This is a genomic window from Haloarcula sp. Atlit-47R (assembly GCF_003665985.1).
Classification (GTDB): domain Archaea; phylum Halobacteriota; class Halobacteria; order Halobacteriales; family Haloarculaceae; genus Haloarcula; species Haloarcula taiwanensis.
The window spans coordinates 1-26,314 of sequence record NZ_QPLQ01000010.1 but is presented as its reverse complement, the minus strand read 5'-3'; the positions used below and the strand labels follow the sequence as shown (position 1 = coordinate 26,314).

At 54.8% G+C, this 26,314-nt stretch carries 32 protein-coding genes; 21 read left to right on the top strand and 11 right to left on the bottom strand.

The window, feature by feature from the left end; genetic code table 11:
* Nucleotides 1-493 precede the first annotated feature (493 nt).
* Complete coding sequence (locus DVK00_RS20225; RefSeq protein ID WP_121578468.1) at nt 494-1,837, bottom strand: radical SAM protein; 1,344 nt, start codon at nt 1,835-1,837, stop codon at nt 494-496.
* Nucleotides 1,838-1,970: 133 nt separating this feature from the next.
* Here DVK00_RS20225 and DVK00_RS20220 point away from each other — a divergent pair, with 133 nt between their 5' ends.
* Nucleotides 1,971-3,017: a radical SAM protein gene (locus DVK00_RS20220; protein ID WP_121578467.1), complete on the top strand. Its 1,047-nt coding sequence runs from the start codon at nt 1,971-1,973 to the stop codon at nt 3,015-3,017.
* Here the strand turns inward: DVK00_RS20220 and tcmP are convergent.
* Nucleotides 3,009-4,193 carry a three-Cys-motif partner protein TcmP gene (gene tcmP, locus DVK00_RS20215; RefSeq protein ID WP_121578466.1) on the bottom strand — a complete coding sequence of 395 codons (1,185 nt, stop codon included), beginning with the start codon at nt 4,191-4,193 and terminating at the stop codon, nt 3,009-3,011. The two genes, DVK00_RS20220 and tcmP, sit on opposite strands and share 9 nt — an antisense overlap.
* A gap of 407 nt (nt 4,194-4,600) precedes the next feature.
* On the opposite strand from tcmP, the gene DVK00_RS20210 reads away from it, so the two are divergent.
* The 5 genes from DVK00_RS20210 to DVK00_RS20190 all read left to right on the top strand — a co-directional run bounded on the left by DVK00_RS20210 (nt 4,601) and on the right by DVK00_RS20190 (nt 10,116).
* Nucleotides 4,601-5,050, top strand: coding sequence for a type II toxin-antitoxin system antitoxin SocA domain-containing protein (locus DVK00_RS20210; protein ID WP_233560856.1), 450 nt, complete (start codon nt 4,601-4,603; stop codon nt 5,048-5,050).
* Nucleotides 5,050-5,538, top strand: coding sequence for a hypothetical protein (locus DVK00_RS20205; protein ID WP_121578464.1), 489 nt, complete (start codon nt 5,050-5,052; stop codon nt 5,536-5,538). The genes DVK00_RS20210 and DVK00_RS20205 overlap by 1 nt, the downstream gene beginning before the upstream one ends.
* Nucleotides 5,504-6,778: a hypothetical protein gene (locus DVK00_RS20200; protein ID WP_121578463.1), complete on the top strand. Its 1,275-nt coding sequence runs from the start codon at nt 5,504-5,506 to the stop codon at nt 6,776-6,778. Before DVK00_RS20205 ends, DVK00_RS20200 begins: the two co-directional genes overlap by 35 nt.
* A 398-nt stretch (nt 6,779-7,176) precedes the next feature.
* Entirely contained in the window at nt 7,177-8,103 is a 927-nt protein-coding gene (locus tag DVK00_RS20195) for a hypothetical protein (RefSeq protein WP_121578462.1), read from the top strand.
* Between the two features lie 30 nt (nt 8,104-8,133).
* Nucleotides 8,134-10,116 carry a restriction endonuclease gene (locus tag DVK00_RS20190; RefSeq protein ID WP_158598835.1) on the top strand — a complete coding sequence of 661 codons (1,983 nt, stop codon included), beginning with the start codon at nt 8,134-8,136 and terminating at the stop codon, nt 10,114-10,116.
* Nucleotides 10,117-10,190: 74 nt separating this feature from the next.
* Here DVK00_RS20190 and DVK00_RS21455 read toward each other — a convergent pair whose 3' ends face one another.
* Nucleotides 10,191-10,358, bottom strand: a complete 168-nt coding sequence (locus DVK00_RS21455; RefSeq protein ID WP_158598834.1) for a hypothetical protein — start codon at nt 10,356-10,358, stop codon at nt 10,191-10,193.
* Nucleotides 10,359-10,591: 233 nt separating this feature from the next.
* On the opposite strand from DVK00_RS21455, the gene DVK00_RS21270 reads away from it, so the two are divergent.
* Nucleotides 10,592-11,131: a hypothetical protein gene (locus DVK00_RS21270; protein WP_147435937.1), complete on the top strand. Its 540-nt coding sequence runs from the start codon at nt 10,592-10,594 to the stop codon at nt 11,129-11,131.
* Between the two features lie 253 nt (nt 11,132-11,384).
* Here DVK00_RS21270 and DVK00_RS20180 read toward each other — a convergent pair whose 3' ends face one another.
* Both DVK00_RS20180 and DVK00_RS20175 read right to left on the bottom strand, forming a co-directional pair.
* Nucleotides 11,385-11,636 (bottom strand): hypothetical protein, encoded by a 252-nt coding sequence (locus tag DVK00_RS20180; RefSeq protein ID WP_121578459.1) that lies wholly within the window; start codon nt 11,634-11,636, stop codon nt 11,385-11,387.
* The gene (locus DVK00_RS20175; RefSeq protein ID WP_121578458.1) at nt 11,633-11,914 is read right to left on the bottom strand and encodes a hypothetical protein; all 282 of its coding nucleotides are present in this window, start codon (nt 11,912-11,914) and stop codon (nt 11,633-11,635) included. Before DVK00_RS20175 ends, DVK00_RS20180 begins: the two co-directional genes overlap by 4 nt.
* Before the next feature lie 89 nt (nt 11,915-12,003).
* On the opposite strand from DVK00_RS20175, the gene DVK00_RS20170 reads away from it, so the two are divergent.
* Together DVK00_RS20170 and DVK00_RS20160 are read left to right on the top strand one after the other, a co-directional pair.
* The gene (locus DVK00_RS20170) at nt 12,004-13,245 is read left to right on the top strand and encodes a PQQ-binding-like beta-propeller repeat protein (RefSeq protein WP_158598833.1); all 1,242 of its coding nucleotides are present in this window, start codon (nt 12,004-12,006) and stop codon (nt 13,243-13,245) included.
* A 631-nt stretch (nt 13,246-13,876) separates the two neighbouring features.
* Nucleotides 13,877-15,907, top strand: a complete 2,031-nt coding sequence (locus DVK00_RS20160; RefSeq protein WP_121578455.1) for a hypothetical protein — start codon at nt 13,877-13,879, stop codon at nt 15,905-15,907.
* A 152-nt stretch (nt 15,908-16,059) separates the two neighbouring features.
* Here the strand turns inward: DVK00_RS20160 and DVK00_RS20155 are convergent, their stop codons facing one another.
* The 3 genes from DVK00_RS20155 to DVK00_RS20140 all read right to left on the bottom strand — a co-directional run bounded on the left by DVK00_RS20155 (nt 16,060) and on the right by DVK00_RS20140 (nt 17,229).
* Nucleotides 16,060-16,320 carry a hypothetical protein gene (locus tag DVK00_RS20155; protein ID WP_121513187.1) on the bottom strand — a complete coding sequence of 87 codons (261 nt, stop codon included), beginning with the start codon at nt 16,318-16,320 and terminating at the stop codon, nt 16,060-16,062.
* Entirely contained in the window at nt 16,317-16,613 is a 297-nt protein-coding gene (locus DVK00_RS20150) for a hypothetical protein (RefSeq protein WP_121578454.1), read from the bottom strand. The genes DVK00_RS20155 and DVK00_RS20150 overlap by 4 nt, the downstream gene beginning before the upstream one ends.
* Nucleotides 16,614-16,983: 370 nt before the next feature.
* Nucleotides 16,984-17,229, bottom strand: a complete 246-nt coding sequence (locus DVK00_RS20140) for a winged helix-turn-helix domain-containing protein (protein WP_121578452.1) — start codon at nt 17,227-17,229, stop codon at nt 16,984-16,986.
* Between the two features lie 420 nt (nt 17,230-17,649).
* Here DVK00_RS20140 and DVK00_RS20135 point away from each other — a divergent pair, with 420 nt between their 5' ends.
* From DVK00_RS20135 to DVK00_RS20115, 5 genes are all read left to right on the top strand, one after another.
* Nucleotides 17,650-18,330: a transcriptional regulator gene (locus DVK00_RS20135; RefSeq protein WP_121578451.1), complete on the top strand. Its 681-nt coding sequence runs from the start codon at nt 17,650-17,652 to the stop codon at nt 18,328-18,330.
* On the top strand, nt 18,327-18,644 hold the full coding sequence (locus DVK00_RS20130) for a helix-turn-helix transcriptional regulator (protein WP_121578450.1): 318 nt from the start codon (nt 18,327-18,329) through the stop codon (nt 18,642-18,644). Before DVK00_RS20135 ends, DVK00_RS20130 begins: the two co-directional genes overlap by 4 nt.
* Before the next feature lie 814 nt (nt 18,645-19,458).
* Nucleotides 19,459-19,758, top strand: a complete 300-nt coding sequence (locus DVK00_RS20125) for a hypothetical protein (RefSeq protein ID WP_121578449.1) — start codon at nt 19,459-19,461, stop codon at nt 19,756-19,758.
* A complete protein-coding gene (locus tag DVK00_RS20120) occupies nt 19,758-19,970 on the top strand; it encodes a hypothetical protein (protein ID WP_121578448.1) in 213 nt (70 codons plus the stop codon). The genes DVK00_RS20125 and DVK00_RS20120 overlap by 1 nt, the downstream gene beginning before the upstream one ends.
* A gap of 280 nt (nt 19,971-20,250) precedes the next feature.
* The gene (locus DVK00_RS20115; protein ID WP_121578447.1) at nt 20,251-21,129 is read left to right on the top strand and encodes a hypothetical protein; all 879 of its coding nucleotides are present in this window, start codon (nt 20,251-20,253) and stop codon (nt 21,127-21,129) included.
* Between the two features lie 236 nt (nt 21,130-21,365).
* Here DVK00_RS20115 and DVK00_RS20110 read toward each other — a convergent pair whose 3' ends face one another.
* The 3 genes from DVK00_RS20110 to DVK00_RS20100 all read right to left on the bottom strand — a co-directional run bounded on the left by DVK00_RS20110 (nt 21,366) and on the right by DVK00_RS20100 (nt 22,564).
* Complete coding sequence (locus tag DVK00_RS20110) at nt 21,366-21,791, bottom strand: type II toxin-antitoxin system VapC family toxin (protein WP_121578446.1); 426 nt, start codon at nt 21,789-21,791, stop codon at nt 21,366-21,368.
* Nucleotides 21,791-22,060, bottom strand: a complete 270-nt coding sequence (locus DVK00_RS20105) for an AbrB/MazE/SpoVT family DNA-binding domain-containing protein (protein WP_121538764.1) — start codon at nt 22,058-22,060, stop codon at nt 21,791-21,793. The genes DVK00_RS20110 and DVK00_RS20105 overlap by 1 nt, the downstream gene beginning before the upstream one ends.
* A 117-nt stretch (nt 22,061-22,177) precedes the next feature.
* Nucleotides 22,178-22,564: a hypothetical protein gene (locus DVK00_RS20100; protein ID WP_121578445.1), complete on the bottom strand. Its 387-nt coding sequence runs from the start codon at nt 22,562-22,564 to the stop codon at nt 22,178-22,180.
* A 376-nt stretch (nt 22,565-22,940) separates the two neighbouring features.
* Between DVK00_RS20100 and DVK00_RS20090 the strand changes: the two genes are divergently transcribed.
* From DVK00_RS20090 to DVK00_RS20060, 7 genes are read left to right on the top strand one after another with little or no spacing between them, the layout of a single operon-like run.
* Nucleotides 22,941-23,483 (top strand): hypothetical protein, encoded by a 543-nt coding sequence (locus DVK00_RS20090; RefSeq protein ID WP_233560855.1) that lies wholly within the window; start codon nt 22,941-22,943, stop codon nt 23,481-23,483.
* Complete coding sequence (locus tag DVK00_RS20085) at nt 23,480-24,067, top strand: hypothetical protein (RefSeq protein WP_121538768.1); 588 nt, start codon at nt 23,480-23,482, stop codon at nt 24,065-24,067. The genes DVK00_RS20090 and DVK00_RS20085 overlap by 4 nt, the downstream gene beginning before the upstream one ends.
* A 6-nt stretch (nt 24,068-24,073) precedes the next feature.
* A complete protein-coding gene (locus DVK00_RS20080; protein ID WP_121578444.1) occupies nt 24,074-24,586 on the top strand; it encodes a hypothetical protein in 513 nt (170 codons plus the stop codon).
* Nucleotides 24,583-24,864, top strand: coding sequence for a hypothetical protein (locus tag DVK00_RS20075; protein WP_121578443.1), 282 nt, complete (start codon nt 24,583-24,585; stop codon nt 24,862-24,864). The genes DVK00_RS20080 and DVK00_RS20075 overlap by 4 nt, the downstream gene beginning before the upstream one ends.
* A gap of 36 nt (nt 24,865-24,900) precedes the next feature.
* Nucleotides 24,901-25,344, top strand: coding sequence for a hypothetical protein (locus DVK00_RS20070; RefSeq protein WP_121578442.1), 444 nt, complete (start codon nt 24,901-24,903; stop codon nt 25,342-25,344).
* A gap of 2 nt (nt 25,345-25,346) precedes the next feature.
* Nucleotides 25,347-25,805, top strand: a complete 459-nt coding sequence (locus DVK00_RS20065) for a hypothetical protein (protein WP_121578441.1) — start codon at nt 25,347-25,349, stop codon at nt 25,803-25,805.
* A complete protein-coding gene (locus DVK00_RS20060; protein ID WP_101352059.1) occupies nt 25,805-26,089 on the top strand; it encodes a hypothetical protein in 285 nt (94 codons plus the stop codon). Before DVK00_RS20065 ends, DVK00_RS20060 begins: the two co-directional genes overlap by 1 nt.
* Nucleotides 26,090-26,314: the final 225 nt, after the last annotated feature.

Genomic DNA, 26,314 nt, shown 5'->3' with positions numbered 1-26,314 from the left:
ATGATGAGCGCGATACCACTCAGTATCACAAAGAACGCAACCATAGCGGCATATGCGCGTTGCTCCTGTTTAGCTTTGTCAGGGTCAGACTCCCACTGGTTTGCACTTGGATAGTTACGGATCGACAGCGGACGAGCCAGTGCATATCCTCCAGCGAGTACACACAGGAGGCCTGTCACCTCGATGAATACCATACTCTGTACGGATAGTCCTAACCGGAACAGTGCGTTGTAACTCTTCTGCCGCTCACCTTCAGCAACACTTGATACGCATACCCACTGGGCGGGTATTTCTGGTGAGATGGTAAGAAACAAACGACGGCCAGAAATCAATTGATCGTCGGCTAACCAACGGTGGTGGGTATTGGTCAGTTAATGTTGGTTAGCGGTCTGCTCACCTACACCGTCGCAGCCATGTGCTGATACTCGGCCTGCGACGGCGGCGGCTGCAACGTTAACCCAGCCAAACCCTAGCGCGGTGCCTGATAGACGCGTTAGATGAGATGCTCTATAGACTCGCCGTCCCGGGCTAACTCGGACTGCCCAGGCGAGGTATCTGTCTCACGCTCGGAGAACGATTCCGGTGATACGGCCTGTTGCATTGCCGTGAGCTTCGACCGCAGTTGGCCGCTCGTCGAGCGCACCAGCTCATCGTCTGGCCAAGAATGGACATCGAGCCCGTCGAAGCGGGTGGCCACCTGCTGGACCGTGTTCAACTGTTCGAGGGCGTACTCGACCCAGTACTGGTGGCTGTCCTGCATCTGCTGGAGTTCCTCGGCCACGTCGTCGTAGCCGGCTTGCTCGGCGGCAGTGAGACACTGCTGGAAGTTCTGGCCCCTCGGGTTGATTGGCTCGTGGAAGACGACAACCTCACCGAGCGCTCTAACGTAGCTGAGTAGCTCGTGAAAGTCGTCTTCGCCCATCGTCGGGTATGTAGGCGACATCGAGACAAACACCGACACACCGGCCTGCTGGAGTTCGTCCAACGCCTGCCAGCGAGTCATCGGTGGTGGGGCGTTCGGTTCCATCGCCCTGACGAGCGTCGCATCGAAGGAGGGAATCGACGAGCCGACGGTAATGCGGTCACCGGCGGCCTGGAAGAGATCGATGTCCCGAGTCACGGCAGGACTTCGCGTGAGAATTCGAACCGGAATGTCGTGTGTGATGAGCTCGGCAACAGCGCCACGCGTAATCTGGGCTGTCCGTCGGTCCTGGTAACAGTCAGTGCCACTGGACAGCATCACCACGCCGCGACCACGGTCAGTCTGCTTGCGCTCGCTGGCATCACGCTCGTCGAGGATGTTGCCCAGTCGCTCTGGGAGGTCGTCTCGGTACAGCAGATAGCTTCCCCAGTCGGATTGTGGGTCGTCGACGCCGGCCTGTTCGGCGAGCATCTCATCGCGGCTGTCGATAGCCGGGGTGGTTGGCACGTAGCAGAACTCACAGCCGTGTCGGCACCCAGTGGCGACGTTGATGACGTGGTCACAGAGGCTCTTGGTGTGGAGATGGGACTCGCTCATCACCGACTTCGTCGGGTCAGTGTTGACCGTAATCCCATGCTCGGCGTGGCTCTCGGTGTCAGTGGCACAGTCCCAGCATAGCAGGTCTCCCTGTGGGTTGGCGGCAAAGCGGTCGTTGATTTCGTCGTTGCACTGGGTACACAGCAGCCCGGCTTGCCAGAGGTCGAGCCGTTCGGTCGGGGCACCGTAGTCCCGTGAGAGTGCACGGAGCTCGTCCAGCGTTGGCTGGTCGTCGAACGTAGCGACCGTCTCCCCAGCGTGTTCAACGGCGTAGGTCCGCTCGAACCAGCTATCGCCGGTGTCCCAGGTGAGGTCCATGCGTCTCTCTCCTACCTGTCTTTTTATACTGGACCCCATTAGAAGTCAGCCACGCGGAGTGAAAGTGAAACTGAACGCTACATTTGATGTATGTATTTATATCTAGAAGTAGACGAGAAAGACAAGATAACATATGACAGACGGCCACGAAGACGTTCGAACAGGAGAAGACCCTACAAAGGCGATTCTCAGTGAGTCGGGCCTCAACAGCAAGCATCTGTGTGACTACGTTGTCAACGTAGCGACAGGCTGTCGGCATGGCTGCAAGTTCTGCTATGTTCCCTCGACGCCGAACATCCGGACCCGGCCGGATATGCTCAAAGAGGAAGCCGATGTTGATAACGGCCAGAAAGAGTGGGGGAACTACGTGCTCTACCGGGATGATTTAGGCGAGAGACTGGACGGGCACTTGGATCGAAAACGAACATGGCGGGAAACAGAGCGTGGGCAGGGTGTTGTTGGTGTCTCATTTTCGACGGACTGCTACATGGATGGTCGAGCCGGGAAGATCACCCGCGATGTCGTTGACGCTATCGCAAGCCACGAAGAATACGTTCGGGTGTTAACCCGGAACCCGATTCTGGCGCTGCAGGATCTGGATGTCTTTCAGGATGCTGGCGAGTATGTGACCATTGGGTCATCGATTCCGTGTATGGACGCTGAGCAAGTGGGTGCGATTGAGCCGAGTGCGCCAGCACCGGAACTGCGGTTGAAGGGGTTGAAGGAATTCAACGAGCATGGCGTGCAGACGTTTGTCAGTATGAGTCCGACCTATCCCACGCAAGGGAAGGCCGACCTTCGGGAACAGCTAGAGCGGGTCGCAGAGTGTGACCCGGCGGTTGTGTTCCACGAGCCGATCAATCCCCGTGGTGGGAACTTCGAGATGACTGTCGAAGCAGCGCGGGACGCTGGTGAAACGGAGTTGGCCGAAGAGTTGGATGCGCTGCGGTCTCGTGAGCAATGGGTTGAGTACGCGACGGATCACCTACGGTGGGTCCAGGAGATCGGGCGAGAACTGGATTTGCCTGTGCATCTATGGCCCGACAAGCAGTTGATCAAGCACGTCGACGAAGAGACGGCAGCGTGGTTGCAGTCCTGGCGAGATCGGCAGTCACCGGAGGAGTTTGCAGAACGGAAGGTGCCACAAGAACGGATGCCGATGGTGCCAAATTCAGTCTAAGAAATCATCTAACCCGGGATGATCTATAAACCGCACCCGGTCATCATTATTCAATCCGGTCTCGGTCCCTTCAGCCAAAGCAGGTCGGTTAATAATTCGCGCCCGGTCCTGTTCAACTAACGTTTTACACGCCCTTCTGTAGTGTTTTTCAATCAAAGTGGTTTGTTCGTAGGTTAACCGCATCACATCGCCAAATCTCAACTTATCATCGGCAAAGACATCGTGAAGAAAATCAGCTAATTTTTGAATTCTCTTATTACTCTCATCACGTTCATCAAAATCGCTGAGACCCGTTTGAGAATCTGCATATCTGTAGTGATCGGGGCCCAAATATGCAAATTGATCTTCGGCACCTGCTCTAAACATGGTGTCCTTCATTAATTTGAATCCGTCGTAGTGATTTGTCGCATGTACGAGGTAGTAGTTCGTCTGCCGCGACTCCTCCTTCTTCATTTCAAAGGGCCAAACAAACTCAACATCAGCTACGGAACGTAACTGCTGTTCATATAACCGCATGAATTGTTCTGCTCGCTCATCTCTAGATTCTGCATCGACTTCTTGTCTCCAAGAGTCCGTACCCATGATTTCATCAATAGCTACCTGATGAGTCTCGCTATCTTTGAAGCGAGCCATCTTCCCCGACATGAATGTAATAAACAGCTCAATCCCCTTCGGTCGAAGATTAATGAGATCGTCAACTACGCTGAAGGGAACACCACTGAATCCGAACGGATCAACAAATATGAATGAGGGGGAAACACCGTCTTGATGCTTCGCAATAAAGTCGTAAGCAAACTCCGTGAATTCTCGATTCTGAGTGTCTGTTACGATCTGAGAGGGAGTATTTTTTTCTTCAGTTGCCACCGCTCTGCTCAGTGATTTATAATTTTCATGCGTTTTCTCTATGAAAGTACAATTAAAAGTATCTAATTTTGAATTCAGTCTTCCCACCCCGTCATTTAAATTCTCACTTACAACCTCCATTGCAAGCAATGGTGATCCAGGTGATCCATCATCATATCTACCCCATCCGGCAAACCCGTCGATATAGCGTATGTGATCGTCAACTTCCGTGATTTTATAGAGCCACGGTCGGAGATATTTTTGAAGAATCGTATGCTTGATCTCGGTTTGACCCTTCATCCGCTGTTTCTCAGGGTCGTTATCGTCTCTCATTTGCCGGTCAAGAATATCGTATGTCAAGGCGATACAAATACGCTAGGGTTGCTACGCAGCCACGAAGAGAATTTCGCTGTCAACCGGCTCCGAAAGCTCATGCCGCCGACTGTTGACGACGTTTGCGTAAGTGAGAGAGCAACATCGAGATCAAAGACCGGGCTGGAACTGGAGGTGAAGATTGAACAGGCGGACGACCTTATCACTAGGTTGTCTACGAGCTGTATGGGTTGACCGACGAGGAAATCGAAATTATTGAGGAAGCGGTCGGGGAGTGATTTCAAGTTCTCCCTCAGGCTGTAAACTTTCATTACCCAAGAGCTAGTCAGATGCGATAGGTATCTCACGTGCCACCGATTGATGAAATTGATCGCCGGACTGACGTTGTCTTCATCCTATTTTACCATATGGAGTCAATCCATGGTGTCACGAAACTCCAGAAGCTACTTTTCCTGATTGAGCAGGAAACCAACTTCTTTGAAGAGTACAGAGACGATATTGCGTTCAATTTTGCGCCCTATAAGATGGGTCCTTTCTCAGAGGCAGTTTACGAAGAACTCCACTTCCTTCTCCAACTGGGAGCTATCGAAGCTACTCCGCTAAACGGTAGTTCAGTGGACGGTGTCGGTGACGATGACCTAACAAACAAAGAATTTACTATTACCTCAAAAGGGGAGAAGATTGCATCTCAGTTAGTCGAAATTCTCGAACCCGAGTATCGAACGGAAATTGAGAACTTGGTGGAGTCATATGGCAACCTATCGCTACAGGAACTACTGGAAGTTGTCTACACGTCATATCCGTCGTTCGCCAGGGAGTCCGAAATCAAGGATGAACTTGAGTTGGAGGGAGACTGATGGCTGATATCGAATATGTCGAACAAGAATATACGAAACGGTGGGCTGAAAGTGAGGATGAGCACTCCAATCAGTACATCCCCGAAAAGTATCAACTAGGAATCCTCGCAGACTATTTGCAAAGTGAAGAGATTGTGTTCACCACTGAAGCACGTGTCTTCTCGTACCCGATCGACATTTTAGCTGTTGACGGTGATGAGACAATTGCAATCGAAATGAAAGCACGGAATATTGGCCGCGGAATTGAACAGGCCCGCCGTGACGCCGACGTGGTTGATTACTCTTATTTAGCCGTCTGGGACCATTCTGTTTCTACAGAACTTGAAAATCGTGTTGAAGACCTCTCAATTGGGCTACTAAGCATCGATGAAGACGTTGAAGTTATTTCCAAAGCTGAATCTGTGTCACAACAATTATGTAGGAAGGAAAACATCGTCAACCGAGTCTTAGACGATGTTCGAGACGATCGTCCGGTACAAGAGCAATAACGAGCGGGCTATTTTCGACGACTACCACGAATTATGGGATTCAGCTCTCGTATCAGCGCATCTCCTCGCTAATTCCAAAAAACGGGTTCCAAAGCTGCTTGCTGACTTGATTGAGGAACGGAGCCTCAGTTATTATATTGACCCTATACTTACCGAATTTCGACAAGGGAAGAGCTTCCGGTATGAGAACGGAAATCTTCGACAATGGCATAGTGCCTATGCATCTGAGCTTGGCGATCCATTCAAACGACTGCTCAACGATCCGGGGACGGTCAACGCTCGATTCTTACAGACAGGTGTAATCCAACAGATTGCACAGGACGCAATCGAATTCCAAGAAACCATTCTCTATGACCGTCTTGAATCCAATCTCGGAAAATATGAAGAATTAGACATCGGTAGAGAGGAAGCTAAACCGGACGCTGTTATCCCATGGGGACATAAACTGGAAACACAGCAAGATTACGACGCATTCGAGACAATTCTTGAAGCCTCGAAGGCCCAAGCAACTCGTCCTTTGCGACCGGTAGTGTACACATCGACGGGAAAAATCGCTCGCGGTGAGAACCGGACTGAATTGGTTCAGCTACTCAACAACGAGGATATTGGAGAGTGTTTCCTTCTGTTTGAAGATCTTGATAAGCACGATACCACAGAGTCCGAATACAAACATATCATCGACTTCGTATATGATCTCTCGTCTGCGGGTATTGATCCGTACTTCTACTACGGTGACTTCTTCGCAAACCTTCTTCACGACTTCGGCCTCCAGGGGGCGGCCTATGGGACAATCCATGGAGAGCAGTACCGAGAGTCCGTCAAGCCAAAGACAAGTAGCGGTATGTCGTCACGATATTACCTCGATAAAGCCAAAGACTTCCTCCAGATTCAGGCTGTAGTGGACATCATGACACGGGCAGATGAGCCGGTATGCGAGTGTCAATTCTGCAGCCAACACTTCGATGACTGGCTAGATCTCGCCGAGCTTGATGAAGCAGAGGATGACGAGACGGCACTGCAAACGATTGTGATGAAACACCGAATTTTGAAACGGTGGGAACACGCTCGGCTGGTTGAAGAGACAGGCGTAGAGGACGTGGTTGAAGATCTCCAAGAGGATTTCAAAGACATTTCAGGAGAGTATAGTAGCTCACAGCAGGTTGCCTCACGCAAGACGTTGCAGTACATCCAGCGGTGGCGGCAAGCCGTTGAAAATCGCACTGCACTGCTTCAAAATTAAAACCAGAAACCCCTGTGCTATCGCCGTTACGTCCACGAATTATACTTTCACTCCGCTGGTCTGACAATTAAGACCATCTGTGGACTACTGTTTACTGGAGTGTAGAACACACAATGCCCTGGATTGCAATTTATGATGGACGAAAAGCTGCCCCGCGACAAGTACCAAAAAAGACCGATGTAGAATGTCCTGAATGTGGTGGGCAGATGCGAGTCTGGAGTAGGTCCAGTGACGGGCGCGCTCGTCACTTCAAACATACCGAAGGGATGGGTCATAGCGATGGAAGTGGGACTTCAGCCTGCGAATCCGTCGCTGAATCGGATAAGCACCTAAAGTGGAAATCACTGGCTGCCGACCGATTGGAGAGTATTTTTGAGAGCAACATTTCGAACTGCCAAATGGAGAAGCGACTCGGAGCACCCCATTCGGACAAAAAGCGGCGATTTGGAGACGCAGTTATTACCTTCGAGAAGAGAGATTCCCAGCTAGGTCGTGGCGTCGTTGTTGAAGTCCAGCATAAGAATGAGTCAAAAGATATCGACGCCGCGACGGCAGACTTCATCGAGCAGGACTATGCTGTTGTCTGGACAGATGCGGATGATTTTGGGAAACACCAATGGCGGATGGCGGAGGTCGATGTCCGGTCACGCGCTCAGGAAGCGGCATGGCCTGAGTGGGTACCGTCGCAGAGTGAGTGGTGGCAACCACCGTATAGTCACCGCGCTCACCAGCAAGAGTGGCACACTGCGTGGGAAGAGTTACCTTCGGGAGAAGTGCCAGCCACACTCCCGCCAGAGTGGTACGATCAAAAGGCACGATATCTTTGGAAACAGCAATCATGGGATACTCTGTTTCCGGCGTGGGTAGAACAAGGCAAGGAGGAGTATCCTGCAACAGAGTACCAAGCTGAAGTACGTGATGAGGTCGTTGATCAGTCGGACTTGGTGATTAGCCTTCCGCCGGACGTGATTGAACCAATAGTATTTCGGACGGTTTCTTGGGAGCGGTTGTTTGCACGCGGAACAGAACCGCCCTACTCCGAGCGATCGGATGTATCCCTGGAGATCAACATCGCCCCACTCATCGACGAGAGAGTATGGAAACAGTGGTATCGAGAGGGCGTTCGTGACCGACAGTCTAAGCAGGATGGCATTGATCCCCCTCCAACGGCGTTCGACGATGTTCAGTGTCATGAATGTGGAAATTATTTTTTCTGGAAGAACGGGTATTCAGAGTGCCAAAACTGTGGAACTGAGATTGACTGGCAGTGGAACATAGCAACCGGCCGTATCTCAGAGGACTCAGTACCCGAAGAGTTCAATTAAAGATATATGTTCCTAGTTAGAAATTCAAATATGGTATTTCCTGGATTTAGTATTTCTGACAACATCGTGGGTAAATCAGTTAGCTTTGATACAATTCGATTAGAAGAATACGGAGAGTTACAACACCATTGGGAAGGCGATCTTCCTCCACAAGTCCGGTTAACGTCTGAGGCACAAGATGCGATAAAATGTGTTCTAGACAAATATTATCAAAGGTACCCTGAGCTAAGAGATTGGTACCCTCCGGGTAGTACTTCGTTTAAATTCCCAGTTCGAGAAGCTGATATTGACCCCTTACTAAATTGTTTAGCCCACTGTATTGTCCTGCGGCTAACCCCAGGAGCCCCTTCTGAATTTTCCTCATCGGAGCCTAGGACGCTGCTCTATTCGGAGTTTTTAATTGACGATTTAGATTATTCGATTAACCCCCCAGACTGGAGCCAGTTAGACGATTCCGAGATGAACGTTCAGGCCGAAATAGAGAATCAGATACCAGATGGTTATGATTCGATAGAGCTGACGCAAGAAAAATTCCGCGAGTATGTGTATGATGTGCTGAGACCGATTGCTACGGAATCAGACTGGCCCGAGGGTGCGGCTTGGAGTATTAATCTCGCTTTGCATGAATTACGGAAAGGCCGATATCAAGAGGCAGCATACGCATTTGCAGCCGTTCGGAACAGTGTTACCAAATCTCCGACTCCGGTTGAGGAGACAGACTACACTCAACTTCTTAATAAATATCTCATAACTCTCAGAGACCTTTCCCTTCATCATAGCACCGCTGAAGCACCCTCAGTTAGCCAAGAACGATTTGTTGACATATCTGACCGCACATACATTTTTGTGCCGACATTCATTTCGGAACCAACTTTTCACGATCCCTACTTCAGAATGTCCTCGCCAATCTGGATAGCGAATGCGTTAACCTTCATTTCTGGATTGGCACATGCCCTCGCAGCTCCCACAATTTCTCGAAACGAGATTGACCCGTTTGGGTCAGAAATGACATTTAATAATACTTCATTTGTGCTACGCGCCGCGAATGAATTGGTTGGAATTGACGAAAGGACGAATCAAGAAGATCCGGTTGGATACTTAGACTATATCGATTTCCGCGAATTTGCACCGGAAGCTGTCCTCACTGATGTGTTCGAATCCATCGGGTATGAGACCGTCGGTACGTTCGAAAGTTCCTTTGAATATGAAGGTATTGAGGTGTCATTAGATGCGGATCTAGTTCTCGAAAAGGATTCCAAACTACACCTGGTCTACTATAACCCGTCCGATGTCCAGAGCCTGCATCAAGAAGTGGAACAACTTGATATCGAGGCGCTACTACTCATTGTTGCTGAAGAAGAATATACTGAGACGATTATTGATAGTGCACGAAACTCTGAGACTATCGAATTGTATTATCTTGATGTGGGCTCAACTACCTTGCGTTCAGTTGACACAGGACTCCCAGTAAGGAGCCAAGCACCAGTAACAAAAAGTGAGGTACAAGAACGCCTTCGTGATCTCTACGACTCAGCAAATACTGTCGACAACCCACAGCAAAAAGGTGATTTACTCGAACAATTTGCAGAATTGCTATTTAAGAGGTACATTTCGGAGACAGAAGTTCTCCGCGTCAACAGCGAAACTGGCAGTGAAGAATTTGATTTGGTCCTTCGGAATAATCAGGAGTCCGACCCATGGGAGAACCTATCGTCGATTATTATGGTGGAATGTAAGAATTGGAGTGGGTCTGTAGGTGCGAACGTCATCCACACGCTTAATTCGAAAGCAGATACACTGGGAGCTAATTGCACCACGGGAATTTTGCTGTCATGGAATGGTATCTCAGGGTCTGAATATGAAGACGCAGCACATCAACGGATTAGAGAGCTCAAGCAACAAGGGTTTGAAGTTTTACATTTCGACAAAAGCTCGATGGAATCAATGATCGAATCTGATACTCCGAACGAAATTTTCGACCAACGATATATCGAACTTATTACAGAGTATTGACTGAAAGTTTGATGGTATAATCGACGGGAACACTGTTCCAAAGCGGGAAAATCAGGTAGAACTTGTCTCCCCACTCAAGTCCGCCGCATCGTCGTCACAACTTCCCGCTCGGTCACCCACCACTGATAGCCGTCACAGACGGCCTTGATACGCTTGAACTTGCCATTACTCCACGGTTCGAACTTGATCTTCCGTTCGGAACCGTGGACGTGCTCGTACCCCAAGCCGTTTGCGTCAGCCACACTGGCTATTCATGCCCCACTATCCGAACGAGATTACAGATCCGCAAACCACTGACTTGTGTACCACTCTCGCGGATGCGCGTACAAGCATTTCTCTGAGAGTCTGCTACTTGTCTTTCCATACTTTTTGAAGATCCTTGGAGGAGAGCGCCGAACAAAGGATCACGTTGCACAAATCTGCAGTCCCGAGAGCCAGCGCAACACACTTGTTGTCTCTATCCCAACAAGTATTCATGCCACGATACACCAAAGCACCGATTTTCTGCGGCCACTGCGGTGAACATGGGCGTCACTCGCCGGAGTCCCCGTATTGTGAGCACTTTGCGAGGGATGGGACTGACCAGATTTGGTTATCAACAGTGGGAGCCTTGCGCCGGGACCGCTTCCACCGCGACGACCGTCGGCACACGAAGTTTTATTTCCAGAACCCATTTAGCTGTCCAACCCACCCACTTTTCAGCGACGTACAACGAGAATTGAACCAGACAGATCCAACTTTTAAATTCAGATTGGATAGTGGAGGCCGCGCTCATTTCGAAATTCTTCCAGAAAATGAGGAAATGTTCTCCACCGTTCACTGCGACGACATTGATCCCGACATGGAGAAATCCTTCGGTGATAATATTTCCCACGCCATCGAAGTCGTCAGCTACAAAGCCGATCAAATGCAGAATGGTTTCCAACGGTTAGCCGGCACCGAAACCCAACCAGATCCGTTGTACGTCTTTCAGGACGATGCTCATATTGCTCTTGAATGTGCTGCTGCTGAATAGATTACAGAGAGGAATGCCCTCCACAGTAGCAGAGAGGTAATCCAGCCGTGCAAGATACACACCCTGTATCTGTCATGCTACTCAGACCATCATCTGGTAGTGATAGAATTGACGTTGGTCAGTACGCATACACACTGAGCGGATATTTCTGGTAAGGTCGTGGGAAACAAGCGACGGTCAGAAGCCAATCGGTTCTCGGCTAACCAACAGTCATAGGCGTTAGTCAACTATTGTTGGTTAGCGCTCTGCTACTCTACACCGTTGCCGCCACGTGCTGATACTCCGCCTGCGACGGCGTCGGCTGCAACGTCAACTCGGTGAGGGCCAGCTCCCTGAGCACTTCGGGCGGAATCCCATCAGTATCCCGAAGCACGGCATCAAGCGTCCATTCGCCGTACTGACTCGCGCTCGGTGCGATTACGTCGACGGACTCGGTCGGCACTTCCTCTTGAATCGCCCGCGCGGCTCGACGAACCCGCTTGCGTTCCTCCACAGTGCAGCTCACGCCTCAACACCTCGCACAAGATCGCCGACCAACGAGCCGCCGACGTGCGGGCCAACGTTCCACCCGCGCTCACTCCGAGTATATTCGCACCACTCCGAGAGCGTCTCGAAGGGCGTCTCTGCCAACGTGACCTTCTCTGCCTCACCGTCAGCCTCGACGACAGCCACGGCGAACTCATAGCCGTCCCAGTAATGCGCTGCCCCCTCGCCGTCGACGCCGGGGAAGAGCGGGCGGCCCTGAGTGAGATGACTGCCACTTTTAGAATATAATTTGATAATAGTACGGGTAGTATTAACTCAAATAGTTGCTAACTGGATAGTATATGCTGCAGCGGACACGTCGTGAGTGGCTTCGTGATCTTGGAATAGTGAGCGCTGGAAGTTTGAGTGGTTGTCTGTCCGGAGACAACGCTCCCTCCACACCTGAAGAGGCCCCCAGTCCAGAAGACACAACTACAGAAGCGAGAACACAAACGGAAACTCCACAGTCTGAGATGGGAACAGAGACTGAGACGGAAACAGAGACCGAAACAGAAACCGAGACTGAAACCGAAAGGAAACCAGAAATCAGCGGTTGGCCAATGTTTCAGTTTGACCAGGCTAACAGAGGAGTTACTACAGAATCTGGTCCTTCTGGAGAGATCACTGAATCCTGGGTGTTCGAAACAAATGAGGAGATACATTCCTCGCCAGCCGTCATGAATGGGAGTGTCTATGTGGGTAGTAATGATGAGAACTTCTATGCGGTGAACGCCGTAACTGGTGAGGAACAATGGGTCTACAGTACAGGTAGTTCTGTAACTTCATCCCCAGCGGTGGTAGATGGGACAGTCTATGTCGGGAGTAGTGACACCACGATGTATGCCCTTGATGCAACTACGGGCAGCGAAGAGTGGTCGTTCAGTTCGGGCGATTCGATAATGACTGACCCCGTTGTTGTGGATGGGATGGTTTATTTCGGCAGCAATGATGACGCATTCTATGCGATAGATGCGACAAGTGGAAAACAACAATGGTCATTCAATACTGACGGAGATATCACAGCCTCACCAGCAGTAGTTGACGGTACGGTGTTCTTCGGAAGTTTGGACTACCATCTCTATGCTGTCGATGCTGCTAGTGGGGACCAACAGTGGTCGGTGGAAACTGAGGGTTACATAAGGTCTGCACCTGCCATTGGAGACGGAACTGTCTATTTTGGATGTGGTGATGGGAACGTATATGCAGTAGACAGCGAAACTGGAAGCCAACAGTGGTCCTTTGATACCGGTGGGCCAGTATGGGGTTCGCCGGCAGTGACCGAGAAATCGGTGTATATCGGTAGCTATCACGCTGCCAATACAAGGAATGTGTACGCAATAACCCAGGATACCGGCGACCAGCGCTGGGACATGTCTCTCAATTCACCCATACCGGTGTCTCAAGTAGTAGTCGATGAAACTGTCTATCTCGCAACTGCGGGGGGACATCTATACGCACTTGAAACATATACTGGTGATAGAGAATGGGATTTTCAGCTGGGTTCTCGGATATATTCATCACCAGCGGTAGCTGATAGACGGATCTATATTAGCAGTGGAAATACTTTGTACGCACTCACAGAACAATAACCCTCTTAGTAAACATACTCACTGGGGGAGTGATTCGGTCAGATTGCGAAAAACGAACCCTCGATGGCACAACTCAGGGTTCTACCACCGGAACAAGCTCACAGACGACAGCAAGAGGGGCGGGTGTATGAGTCGCCACTTCTTGACTACGGCTATAAGACCACCGTGTGGAATCAACAGTTGGCGGTATCCCTCGTCGAGACTGAACGGTTTCTGGAGTGCCTTGGTGGACCGACAGCCGGCAATGAGTGCAAATGCGCGAAAGTTCACGAGGAGTATGAGCGACGGAGTGGAAAGACGTAGGACGTTCATGCCATGGTCGCAACAGAGCAGCTAAATCGAGTGTGCTGAGAGTTCTTACGGGGGGCTCAAGAGGCATTCGCCTGCAGGTTTTGAACACGACAAAACGAGGATGCTGGCGATGTGAAGCCGGTCTGTCTGTCAACCGATGGGCTGTCTGGTGAGCAACGACATCGTGGTTCTGACGATTGCTGATTTGAGTCAAGACTATAATATTCAAATTACATATTATACTGATACTTTTTCGGTCGATAGCCTATTGGACCCATTTTAAACGTCTGAGGTGGTGCATTTCGGTAGATTTATTCTCTTCGTAAAGTGACAACGGAACATGGATTCGGGCCAAGTGATCGCAATTGTGTTGGCAATCCTTATGTTGCTTTCTGGGTGCTCGGGTCTTGGCGGAATAGACCAGACTGAGCCAACCCGGCCGGAGTCGACTGAAGTAAGCGATAGCCCAACTGAAGAACCGGAACGCGATACCGAAGTCACTGCTGCTACATCGACAGTAACACCGACATCGGTAGACTCCGATGATGACGGGCTGAATGACCGGCGTGAAGCCGAACTCGGAACGGACCCAGACAAGGCTGATACAGACGGTGACGGTCTCAATGATCATCGTGAGGTGACTGAGCTCAAAACGGACCCAACCTCAGCAGATACGGACAATGATGGGCTTGCTGATCCCACTGAATTGGAGCGTGAGACAAGTCCACGTAGCCGCGATACGGACAACGATGGGCTCATAGACAGTGCTGAGATTGAGCATGGTACGAATCCCACTGTTCGGGACACTGATGGGGACAACCTTCTCGATGGCTGGGAGGTCCACAGCGAGGTTTATCCAAACGCGAATCCACTGCACAAGGACATTTACGTCGAAATTGACTACATGAAGAGCTACTCGCTCCCTGACGAGGAGCGAGCACTCATCAAGTCCAAGTTCGCTAATGCACCGGTGTCAAATCCGAATGGAACGAACGGGATCGACCTTCATCTCGTAAGGAGTGAACAGGTTCCCTACACTCGTACGCTTGGTGGTATGAGAACAGACGAATACGAAGAGAAGTATTTTGACCACCGCGGGCAGGCATATCATTACGCGATTTTGGTTGACCGGAGTTCTCTCTCACCTTCTGTCGATGGTGGCGCCTCTCCGGGGTCGGTACACGTGTCGGGGACCGTCGACGACACACGCATGGGAACCGTGTTCATACACGAACTGGGGCACTCGTTGGGCCTAATGCCTGATGTATACCATGGCATCGACAGCACTGATGTTCCGTTTGACGAATACCCGAGTGTACTGAACTACAACGCTCCCTCGGATCACTACAGCTACACCTCAGAAGCCGCTTCCAGCGATGGCTTTGACGACTGGGAGTATATCGAGCAGAAAATGCACACCCCACCAACTCGGCTCATGCCGGCCCCTAATGCTCTAGATCAATGCGTTGCCGTTTCGTTTGCAGGCGGGGATGGGTCCGATAGCAATCCGTACCAGATCGAGACACTCCATCAACTCGAGTGCATCGGCGTCGACTCTGATGCGAATTATGAACTCGTCTCAGATATCGACGCAACGTGGCGGACTGGGTTCGACCCGACACCACGTTTCTCTGGAACGCTCGACGGGAACGGCCACACGGTTCGTGGACTTACCGTTCATCGGTCGGGCAGCGCCGGTGGGCTCGTCAGGACACTCAACGGTGGCACAATCAAGCGAATTCATCTTCGAAATGTCTCCGTCCGTGGACATGAGAATGTCGGAGGCATAGCCAGCACCTCAAGTGGTACGATCACGCAGGTTACGGTTACAGGGAGTGTTCGTGGAGAGTGGCGTGTCGGCGGTGTCGCTGGCGTTGTTGCCGAGCCGAATGCCAACTACCGGATTGGCGAGATATCCGCCGTCGAAGTGAATGCCACAGTTGTTGGTGAACACAACGTTGGCGGTCTCGCCGGCAACAGCATTGGAAACCTAACAAACTCAGCAGTCTTCGGCAGCATCCGAGGCGAATCGGAGGTCGGCGGACTGGTAGGAACGAACTATGCACCTGGTCGGGTCGCTTCCTCGTTTAGTGCCGCGACTGTTAGCGGCGAAGAGCGCGTAGGTGGCGCTATCGGTCGGAACTACGAGTCTGGCCCAGTTGAGGATGTCTACTGGAACGCTAACACCGCTGGCCAGTCATCGTCTGCTGGCAGTCCATCGTCAAACGGGCTTTCTGCAGATAAGATGACTGGAGAAGCCGCCACAGAGAGTATGTCTGGGTTTGATTTCGGCGGGCCATGGGTTACAACCGATGGCTATCCCGTGCTTGACTGGCTCTCTGAGCGTGTCACGCGCGAGATGCGCACATAGCCAGTCTTGAGCTTACTCGCGCCATCGTGGGGTCTGCCTCACTAGGTCCCGGCACGGGGTCGCAAACTGTCAGGAGTAGTCTCGAAACCACCGCGACCCATGAGAAGAGCACACACACGATTCAGCAAAAAGTAGAGGTATCGCTGTCTCGCTCAGGCTGTCGCCACGACGTGTTGATGCTCGTTCTGGGCGGGCGTCGGCTGCAACGTCAGTCCAGCCAGTGCGAGCTCCCGTAGCACCTCGGGCGGGACACCCTCGGTGTCTCGAAGCACGGCATCGAGCGTCCAGGCGTCGTGTTCTGAGCGAACCGGCGGCGTTGTCTCAACCAGAACGGTCGGCACAGTTTCCCGGAGGGCACGGGCGGCACGCTGGACACGCTTCCGATTCTCGACCGTGCAGCGGAGCGAGCTCACGCTTCAACACCTCGCACGAGATCGCCGACGAGCGAGCCGCCAACATATGGCCCAACATCCCAGCCACGCTCCCCACGTGTGTACTCGCACCACTCTGCAAGCGTTTCAAAGGGCGTATTCGCCAACACAACCTTATCGGAGTCTCCATCATCTCCGACAACAGCCACGGCGAACTCGTAGCTATCCCAGTAATGCGCCGCACCCTCACCGTCGACGCCAAGGAAGAGCGGTCGGCCCTGGGTGAGTAGTTCACGAGCGGTACGTTCTTGTGGATTGGATTGCGTAGTTGTCATTGGTTCTTGTGGGAACCACGCGCCTCGGTGCTCCTACACCGGGGCGATTTCGTAGAAAATCGACCAGCAGCGCGTGTGTTCCTATACTTAGCTTATGTTACGCCACCACCATAAAACTATTGTCGTGCGGTAACCAAAAGGCGGCTGTAATAAATGAGTCCAACACACGGGAATCAACTCGTCTCAGATGAAGAGATAATAGACGCTTTTGACGAGATCGAGGGTCCGTTCGTAACTGCGAGTGAACTGGAGAAAGTGCTGCCCATTACCCGTACTGCCATCCACAAAAGGCTACAAAAGCTGCACCAAGATGGAGAAATCAGCCGAAAGAAGCCCACACAGCATATGATTGGATGGTGGCGTGAATAGATCAGGAGTTCTCAGAAAGATGGCGTCGGCCTGCATCTGTAAGCCACCAGTTCCGTGTATCGGCAGCCTTCTTGCTCTCTAAGAGTCCTCGCTCTTCAAGCGCCTTCAATCGCTTGTATACACCCTGACGAGACATCTCAAGCGAATCAGTTAGTTCTGTAGGGTGCATGAAGGGGGCTGGCTCTAATGCAAACTGGCGGAGGATTTCAACATCTGACACGGTTTTCTTCCGCCCTCTCTCACCCATCTTGCTTGCTATCTATCTCGCAAACAAAAATCACCACCGGATTATTCCGTTACTTCCGCTCGGATACTGGTTACCGTACGGTAACTATTAATACGGTTGACTACGGTATTCTGAGATAGGCGACGCCCACAGCAACCACCGGCGTCCCATCGAACCCATGACAACCACCAAGCCCACCCACGAAGAGTCGCATCGCTCGCCACCAACCGGCACTTCCGGTCATTCAGAAACCACCAGACGGCGGTACATTCGCTCACTTCCGTTCAGTTTCCGTTCATCGACTGAGCGGCCCACGAACCCGCCACAGCGGGCCAGAGACGAAAATCGACCCGCGAAAATCCACTTCCGTTCACGCGCGCCCCAGGCTCTTACCATGTCACCTCCCAGCGTTGGCCAGATGCATATCACGGGAGGCAACCAATGACCGCCTGGCACACCTGCACCGCCCTCCAGCGGGACCTCCTGAAAGCCATTGCCGACCACGACCACTACGACCGCGCGGCCACCGCCGACGCCCTCCAAATCGCCGTCGAAACCCGGCGCGAGGCCACCCTCGACGACGCTCGCGTCACGGACGCCCTCACCGAGCTCGAAGCCGACGACCTTGTCACCACCACCGACGGGACCTACGCCCTGACCGACCGCGGCCAGGACGCCATCACCCAGGCCGCCCGCTCGCTGGCTATCGTCACTGGCCACGACCTGGTCGCCACCGACGGCGGCACCACCATCCCCTCACACACGGCGGCGGCCACCCGACTTGACACCGTCCTGCAGGCCGCCGAACCTGCCCTCGCTGACGAGGAACTCGAACTGCTGGACGCCGTCAGCACCTACCTCCGGAACACGGACGGCTTCGTCGTCCAGACCCACGCCGAGCCCGCAATCCGCAGCCACGCGCTCGATGTAATCGCCACCCGCGAGGACGGCCACGGCGCACCCGCTGGGGACGTACTGGACACGCTCGCCCGCGAGTACGGAGCCCAGCGGGCGCTGACAGCCTTACTGGATCTACTGGTGCAAGGTGACTGCTACCAGCCCGAACCAGCGACGCTGCGGCGGGTCGACACCGACGCCGACGAGCCGGGAGGTGCCCGATGACGATCTACCACGAACTGACGGGCTTCCAGCGCGATCTGCTGGAAGCCATCGCCGCCGTCGACGACGATCCCTACGGCCTCGCGCTCAAGGACTATCTCGACGAGCGCTATGCCGAGCCGATCAACCACAGCCGCCTCTACCAGAACCTCGACCAGCTCGTTGACCAGAATCTCATCAACCGCGACGAACTCGACGCTCGCACCAACGTGTATACGCTGACTGACGCTGGCGGACAAGAGCTCCAACACCAGGCGGAAACACTCGCAGGCCTGTGTAAGCTCTCCCGACCCGTCGCTGACGGAGGGACACAGTAATGACTCGGCACCCAACGCAGCGCCGGCCCTCAGTAGTCAAAACGGAGGGCACAGTCGGCCGGTGTTGTCAGAGGCACGCAATCACCGGGCAAGTGATGACCGACTGGTACCCTACCACAATATACGCATACCTAATAAATAACAATTATTGCTGGCGAATTACCATTAGCGCAATCCGTGAGACAGTCCGCCGTCGCCCGCAACGGCGGACTGCATCGCGTGCCTCTGACAATTGTTCAGGACAAAGTGAACCACTTTGTGCCTGCACTGTCAGATTAGTTAGCCCTTATAATTGTAGTTTTCGCCTCGTTATCTGTTCTGAATACAGCGCACGGCACGCCGAAAACTGGGGTCCGGCCCCGAAACAACCTATAGGATGGGTGGTGTCGCTGGGAGCAGACAGGGCACGGATCCCATGTGGAGCCGATACAGGAGTATATAAAAGCGCTTGCGATATCCAGTCGCCGTCTGTCGGTTTCGCTCACTCTCACGATGTAGTCGACTCACACGAACAACAGCCCGAAGGCGGCCCACAGAGACAACTCCTGGAGTTCGAGCAGCAGAATGGTGGGCAGCCGGGGGGAAGTGGCGTGCAACGCACCATTGGAAGTCGTCATCCACGACGACAGGTCCTGGTCCCAGGCCAATCGATGAATTGGGTGGGATCCATAGGGAGATGGAGCGGGGACCAGAACCCAACCGACCGGTACTCACTTGGTAAGGAAAACGCCTGTGATATCCTCCCGCAGTTTACTCATTCGCCGCCCAGCGCGAACCCGCTGACAGGCCGCTCCCGACTCCGGGAGGTGGCCCGATGACCGCCCAGCCGAGTGTCGGCGAGATCGTCGCCATCACGACCACCGACAGCGAGCCGCTGTTGCTGGTCTGTCACTGCCACGAAGAGCACGCTATGGGCGTGTTACTGGCCGACCTCGCAACGGAAACGCTCCATCGGCTGCGGGCGTCCGAACCCGACACAGCCACACGCCAGCAACTGGCGCAGGCCATCAGTCGGACTGACAAGCTGATGTCGTTCACGGTCCCGACCACAGATTGTGCGCTAGTTGAACGCGACAGCAGCCGTCCTGGTCCTTTCGAAGGGGAGGATGCCTAATGGCCCGCGCCGACCCAGCGCCGGGCACTGCGACCGACACAGCGACCACAGAACCCGATCAGTGGCGACTCCGCTACATGGTCGGTGATCTCGAACACTACACCGAGTGGACGGCCGACTTCCCCACCATCGAGAACTACTACGACCAGTACCGCCGCGGTGACTACGCCCACGACGTTGTCATCGAGCGCCGGGCGGTGGTCGAAGGATGACCGGCCACGGCAACCACTACGGCGTCGATTTAGACGACTGCGAGCCACCGGGGTGGCGACAGGCGTCTGAATCCACCGACACCGAACCCACGCCACAGGACGACTCCCGATGACCGCCGCTGGTCGCACTCAGGTCGTTGCCACGAGGCAAATTCGCTGGACTACCCGGAGTTGCCACGAGCCAACTACCGCGTCCAGATAGCGCCTGCTACGTCATCGATAGCCCGTGCCGTGGTCGGCACTGCCCGGTTCGATTCCGGGGACGGGCACTGTGGTCACGATGCCACGACAATCCACCAACGACAGCGGAACCGACAGCACAGCCACCGACCAAGCACTCGCCGACGAACTCGGGATGGATATCGACCAAGAGGGAACGGACATCAACGCCCTCCAGTCGCTCGTCAGTGAACTCGGCGACGAAGTGGCACCCCCCGTTTCGAGTGTTCTTGAGCTGCTGGTCGGGACCATCGAGGACCTCCAGGAACGCGTCGACGACCTGGAGGACGACGTCGAACGGACCCACGACGTTGCCACCACGGCGGTCGGCAACGCCGCGACGAACGACCAGCGCCTCGACGACCTCGAAACCCAGCAGGAGGCGACCCACGACGTCGCCAAGAGCGCCATCGCCAAAGCCCAGCAACTCGAAGCCGATAGCGACCGCCAAGAGGACGCCGAGCAGCTGCCCGAAGGCATCGAACCCAGCACCTCGCCGCTGGATTTCTTCGCGAACTGCCGGCAGTCGAAAGTCAAGGCGATGTTTGTCGAACGCTCGAACCGCCAGAACACCTACCGCGCCATCACCGTCGCCAAGCGCTGGCCCGAATTTGCCACGACACGAACCGACGGCAGCGGCGTGTTCATGACCAAAGCCGACCTGCAAACGGCCCTGACTGCCGAACTCGGCAAGGAACCGCATCGCCAGACGATCAAGCGCGTCTGGGAGAAGCTCATCGAGATCGGCGGCGGCGACATCGTCGAGAAAACCCGGCAGGTCGGACGGGACCAGACCCAAACCGAGATTCTCGCGATGGATATGGCAACCGCCGAAGGACTGCTGGAGAAACGCTACGTCGGTCTCGATCTGCTGGAGAACAGCGACCACAAAGCCGCGACGGGTGGCGTCACACCCGTTGTGGTGGAGTCCTCGCCCTAACCCTGTGACACGCACCGAATAGAACGACAATCGCCACTGAACCGACGTTGTTGGACGCGGTGGCACATGCCCTGCCGCCGCTGACGCCGCTGTCTGCTAGCTGCAGGAGCCGGGAGCGACCCCCTGTTTTCAGGAGTGTAGTGAGTAATCGTAACACGAACGGAGCGACCACGGCGATCCAGTCGTTCACAACGGGTGTGACGGCAAAGTTGGATCAAGCGCCGCCTAACAATTCACTAGAACGGATTATCCGCCGTCTCCAGTCGAGTGATATCCGCAATCACGTCAAAGTCATCATCGAACGAATACAAATAGTCAACCCCCTCTCGCTGCATGTACGCGGCAATGGTTGCGTCACCAAGGGAGAGCCCGTCGTACGTTTCGAACAGATCAAGAGCGTTGGTAAAGTCCTTCTGTGCCGCCTGGCGGACCTCAAACCCAGCGGACCGATTGAGCCGCTCATACGTCTCGACAGCCTTCTGCTGGCGCTTTCGATTGTGTATCCAATTGAGCGTTTCGAGGGCAACGTAGTTTGTTACATGTCCTGTCGGTAAGTCGCCGTGATCCATCCCACGGACGATCTCCATAGCGATGTCGTGGTGCTGGTCATCGGCATCTGCCATCCCAATGAGAACACCTGTATCCACTACTGCAACTGCCATCAGTTGTCCCCTGGAAGGCCAGACTCATCCTCATGTCCAGCGAGGTCGTGCGTCTCTTGCCCATCGCCACCCATCGAGACGGGCTCAAAGTCATCAAACGCACCGTAGTGTTGCTTGACAACCTCTACGACGAGCGTCCCATCATCGTCAGTGTCCCAGCGGAGTTTATCGCCAGGTTCGATATCGAGCCGGCGACGCAGCGATGCCGGGATCGTAACCATCCCCCGGTCGCTAACCTTTGTCTCTTCAGGAGCGTCGTCTGCTGCCATACTCGGTAGTACCGCTGCGTACGTCATACATGTTGCGCCACATGTACCTCCGGATGAGCACTAATTGAGAGATATTCCCTCCATAGCAGCCAGAACCGACGATAACGAGCCCACCAGTCACGCTAGCAGTCGGTCATCACGAGCGGACGGAGACACCAAACGATACTCAATGCGGCCGTCGCCGAGATATTCCGCATTGTACCCGAACTCTCCGGTAATCCCACGGTCATGACGGATGTCGGAGGGCAGGCACCACTGAATGTCCGTTTGGACGTCGACGGGATCGATGTCGAACTGTCCCGGTGGGTTGTCACTATCGCTGTAATCTTGGTCGATAAACAGCGTGACAGTCAGTGCGCCATCCTCAACACCGCCAAGCTGCAGTCGGCACGTGTCTTCCATATCAAGCCCCGCACGGGACACCCAGTCAGCGTCAATGCTCAAATACAGTGAAACCTGGCCCCGTAGGATAATGTCCCGCCCCAGAATCGCTGTCTGTGACATATGACTTCATTGGCAACATTCTAGAATAAAGCCATCGGCTCAGGTGACAGTCAACTCTTACATAGCTCTTACAGCATCTTACAGCAGCGTTTCAGGCACTGACAGCATCGTACAGACTCTTGTAATTTTCCTAGGGGATTTATTCGGCCATCGCGACTCCCGTCGCGTCCGTAGTCTAGCTTCGGACAGTACCCCTACCCATGCGCGAACACGACCCCGGCGACCGACAATCGCCGGCCAACGCGGCCAAGCCCGCGTATCAACCGTATCGAACCGAATGGCACAGGGTCGACACCCGTCGACGCGTGCGAACACGGCATGAGATTGCCGGCGCGAGTCGGGATCTCACAGCAACCCTGATCGCTGGAGGTGGCGTGTGAGCGTCATCGAAGTCGACAACGCGCGCCGGTCGGACCTCTCGGTGGTGGGCTGGCTCGGTATCGGGCTCGCCGTCACCGGACTGGCCTACGCCGGCTGGACGCTGATGACTGCGGCAACTGTCGGCGGCGGCATCGTCGACGGACTGGTCGTCGGCGTCGGTGCTGCCCTGCTGGGCGGCTATGTGGCCTATGAGGTTGCCACGCCGGAGGTAGATGGCTCGTGCGACCACTGTGGCGACCGGATTGTCAACCACTCCGGCCGGGACAGCTTTGACGAGCATACCGTCGTCCACTGCAGTTCGGGCCCGCGGCGGGGCCGACTCGGGCCGCTGCCGGTGGTGATGCTCCGACGACAAGCGGCCTTCTACTACTGTTCTGGCGATTGCGCTGATGCCGATGCTGACCGACGGCGGCTGCAGAGTCCGTCGAGGGTTGACGACTCGACTGCAGCTGCCCGGTTGGCGGCGACCGACGGCGGCACGGACCAGACAGACAACCAGGGCGTTCCCCAGCCCGAAACCGGGGATTCAGACCTATGATAGGACTATTCTCGACTGACAAGAACAGTTCACGACCGATTGCGCTGCTGCTGGCTGGCCTTATCTGTGCCAGCATGGCCGTCGCTGGCGTTGGCGGCGCGGCCGCAGCGACGACCGAGACCGCGACAGCGACGGAGACTTCGACCTCGGACACGCTGGCGGACAAGACCGTCGCAGTGGACAACCAGACCCAGCAGGTCTACCTCGAAGTGACCAACACCAGCGGGCAGAGCGTCGATTACACTGTCTATGGCGTGTCTGACGGCATCACTACGCAGGTTGACTCCGGGCAGGTGTCGGCAGCCGACGGCGAGACCACGGAGAAGACATTCGCCGTTGACTCGTCGGAGTACGACAGCTACCGTATCCTCGTCGAAGAGGACGGGACCGACAGCGACTCCGAATCAGCGGAGTCCATCGAGATCGGCGAGATCGTCCAGCAGGAATCGGGCGGCAGTGGCATCTTCGGCGGTGGCGGGGATGGCCTGCTGACGCCGGTGAACATCCTCATTGCAGCGCTGCTGGGGGCGGCGGCGTTCCTACTGGGGCTGTTCGACCCGATCAAGCGCCGGATTGCGGGGTGAGACGGGATGAACCAGACCGGTGCTGATGGCGGAGGCAGCGATGATCCGAGTCTTAGCCTCGGTGACGGCAGCGGACAGGAGTCTCTGAGCGGCATCACGAACTTCCTTCAGAATGGTGGAGACGCGGGTAAAGTGCTGTCTGCGTCGATTGTCGGCCTGATTGTCTCGCCAGTCGTCGCAGTCATTGATGTCATCAACGCGGTGGCGAACTTCTTTGCCCAGCCGTTCAACAACGCGGGCGATGCGATTGGGTCGCTCCTAACGGGGCTCTTTGAGGCTCCCGGGAATCTGCTGATTGCTGGTGCGGATGTCTCGGAAACCGTCCTGCGTTCGATTCTGGGCGAGACGTTGGCCGGACTGTTCGCGTTCCCAGTGACTGTCGGGCTGGTGATGATCGGGCTGTACGCAGTCGTGCGCTATCTCCGTGAGGACGAGACTGGCGATGTGCTGCCGGGCCTGCCTATCGACGTGCCAACGGATATCTTCGGCGTCGAAGAGGAGGAGACGATAGACGAATGACGGCTCGCCAGCTTGACTTGCTGGGAGTGGTTGTATTGCTGTTTGGGTTCGTTGTGGTGGTCCCGACTGCCGACTTCAGTGCCGCCATTGCAACCCTCATCGTTCGTCCATTCGCGACGAATCCTGTGCTGTCGGCAGGCATCGTCGCTGCTGCCAGCAGCGCTTGGTTGATTGCCTCGTTTATCCGATTAGAGCGGTCTGGTCCGCCCATGCCGCCGATGTCGGTGCCAGAGTGGCTGGCAGACCGCCTAACCGAGGAGGAGACGGTCAACAAATGACGGCTCGCCAGCCCCACAACTCGGAGGTCGCTGCCGATGGCTGATGACTCGGGGCTGACGGGCTTGATTAATAACGCCGACTCCAACTCGAAGTTTGAAGATTACCGCATCGTCGATACGGCGAACCCGGTCAACTGGACTCGCGTCGGCGCGTCGATACTCCTGTCGACGGTCGCGACGGTGTACATCGGCCTTCGGAGGTACATCGACGAGCTGTTCGGCATCCCCGAGCGGCTCATCGAGGGTGTAACGTCGTTCGTCGGGGAAGTGTCGACCGGCGAGACGCCGACGGGATCGGGCGTGCTGGGTGAGCTGTTCGTCCCGATTCTGAAGTGGTATCAAAAGGACCTCTGGGCCAGCAGCGTCGAACAGTTCGGACTCTGGGGCTACCTCGTTGCGGTGGGGTTCACCCTGTTGACGCTGTTCGTCGTCGTGCGCGGCCTTCGAGAGGGAGCCCAACGGCTTTCCGGGGGTGACTGACAGTGTCACAGTCATCCAACGGCGGCGGCGATGGCCCTGCCCTCCCGCCGTCGCTGAAAGCATTCGCGTCCTCTCCGACCGGCTTCATTCTGGGGCTCATATTGACGCCGCTGCTGAACGGCGTCGAGGAAGTCGTTGAGAAAGTCCTCTGGGCCATCAACTACGTGTTTTTCGGCCATTCGCGGTCGTCGACACTCGGGGACCTCGGGCTCGTGGATGTGCCGGTCGTCATCGCGACGACGCTCATCGACGCTGGGTCCGCAATCGGTGAGCCAGTGCTCAGTGTCATCGGTTCTGGTGTCCAGTTGCTAATCGACTTTTTCAACTGGACGGGACCGGCGGGACTGCTGGGCGCGGCGATTGTGTTCGCGATTGTCGTGGTCGCGTACTCGACGTACCTGCGGACAGCCATCGAGATTGCGCTGGACTTCATCCCCGGCGGAGGTGCCTTCATCAACTGATGTCGCTCAAAGACTTTCTCACCCACCCAGCAAGTGCGGCAACGGCAACGGCGACGACACTGTTCGGGGCATTCCAGTTCGACGTGCTGGCGGTGCTACTGCAGTGGGGCTGGGCGAACCTCGGACAGTTGTTCTACGGGGCGACGTTGTTGGTCAGCTCCACGCCGGTCCTGCCGATCACGCAGGCGACGGCCTCGAAGTTCGTCGCTGGGCTGGCGGCGCTGTTGTTGCTGAAACTGCTGCTGAAAGCTCGCGAACAGATTGACAACCGAACGGACGGCTAAACTCATGATTCAGAACGAACACATCAAGCGGACGTATCGAGCAAGAACGGCGGACAGCGTGGAGGTGAGCCGATGCCAGACGTGACGACGGCAACGGTGACCGGCTGGGCCATCATCGGGATGGTGTTCTACGTGATCGGCGAGTACACGTCGGTGCTGACAAAGACAGCCTACCCGATCAAGTGGTTCAAAGGCCGCCCGGCCCGGCTGACGACGGGACTGGTG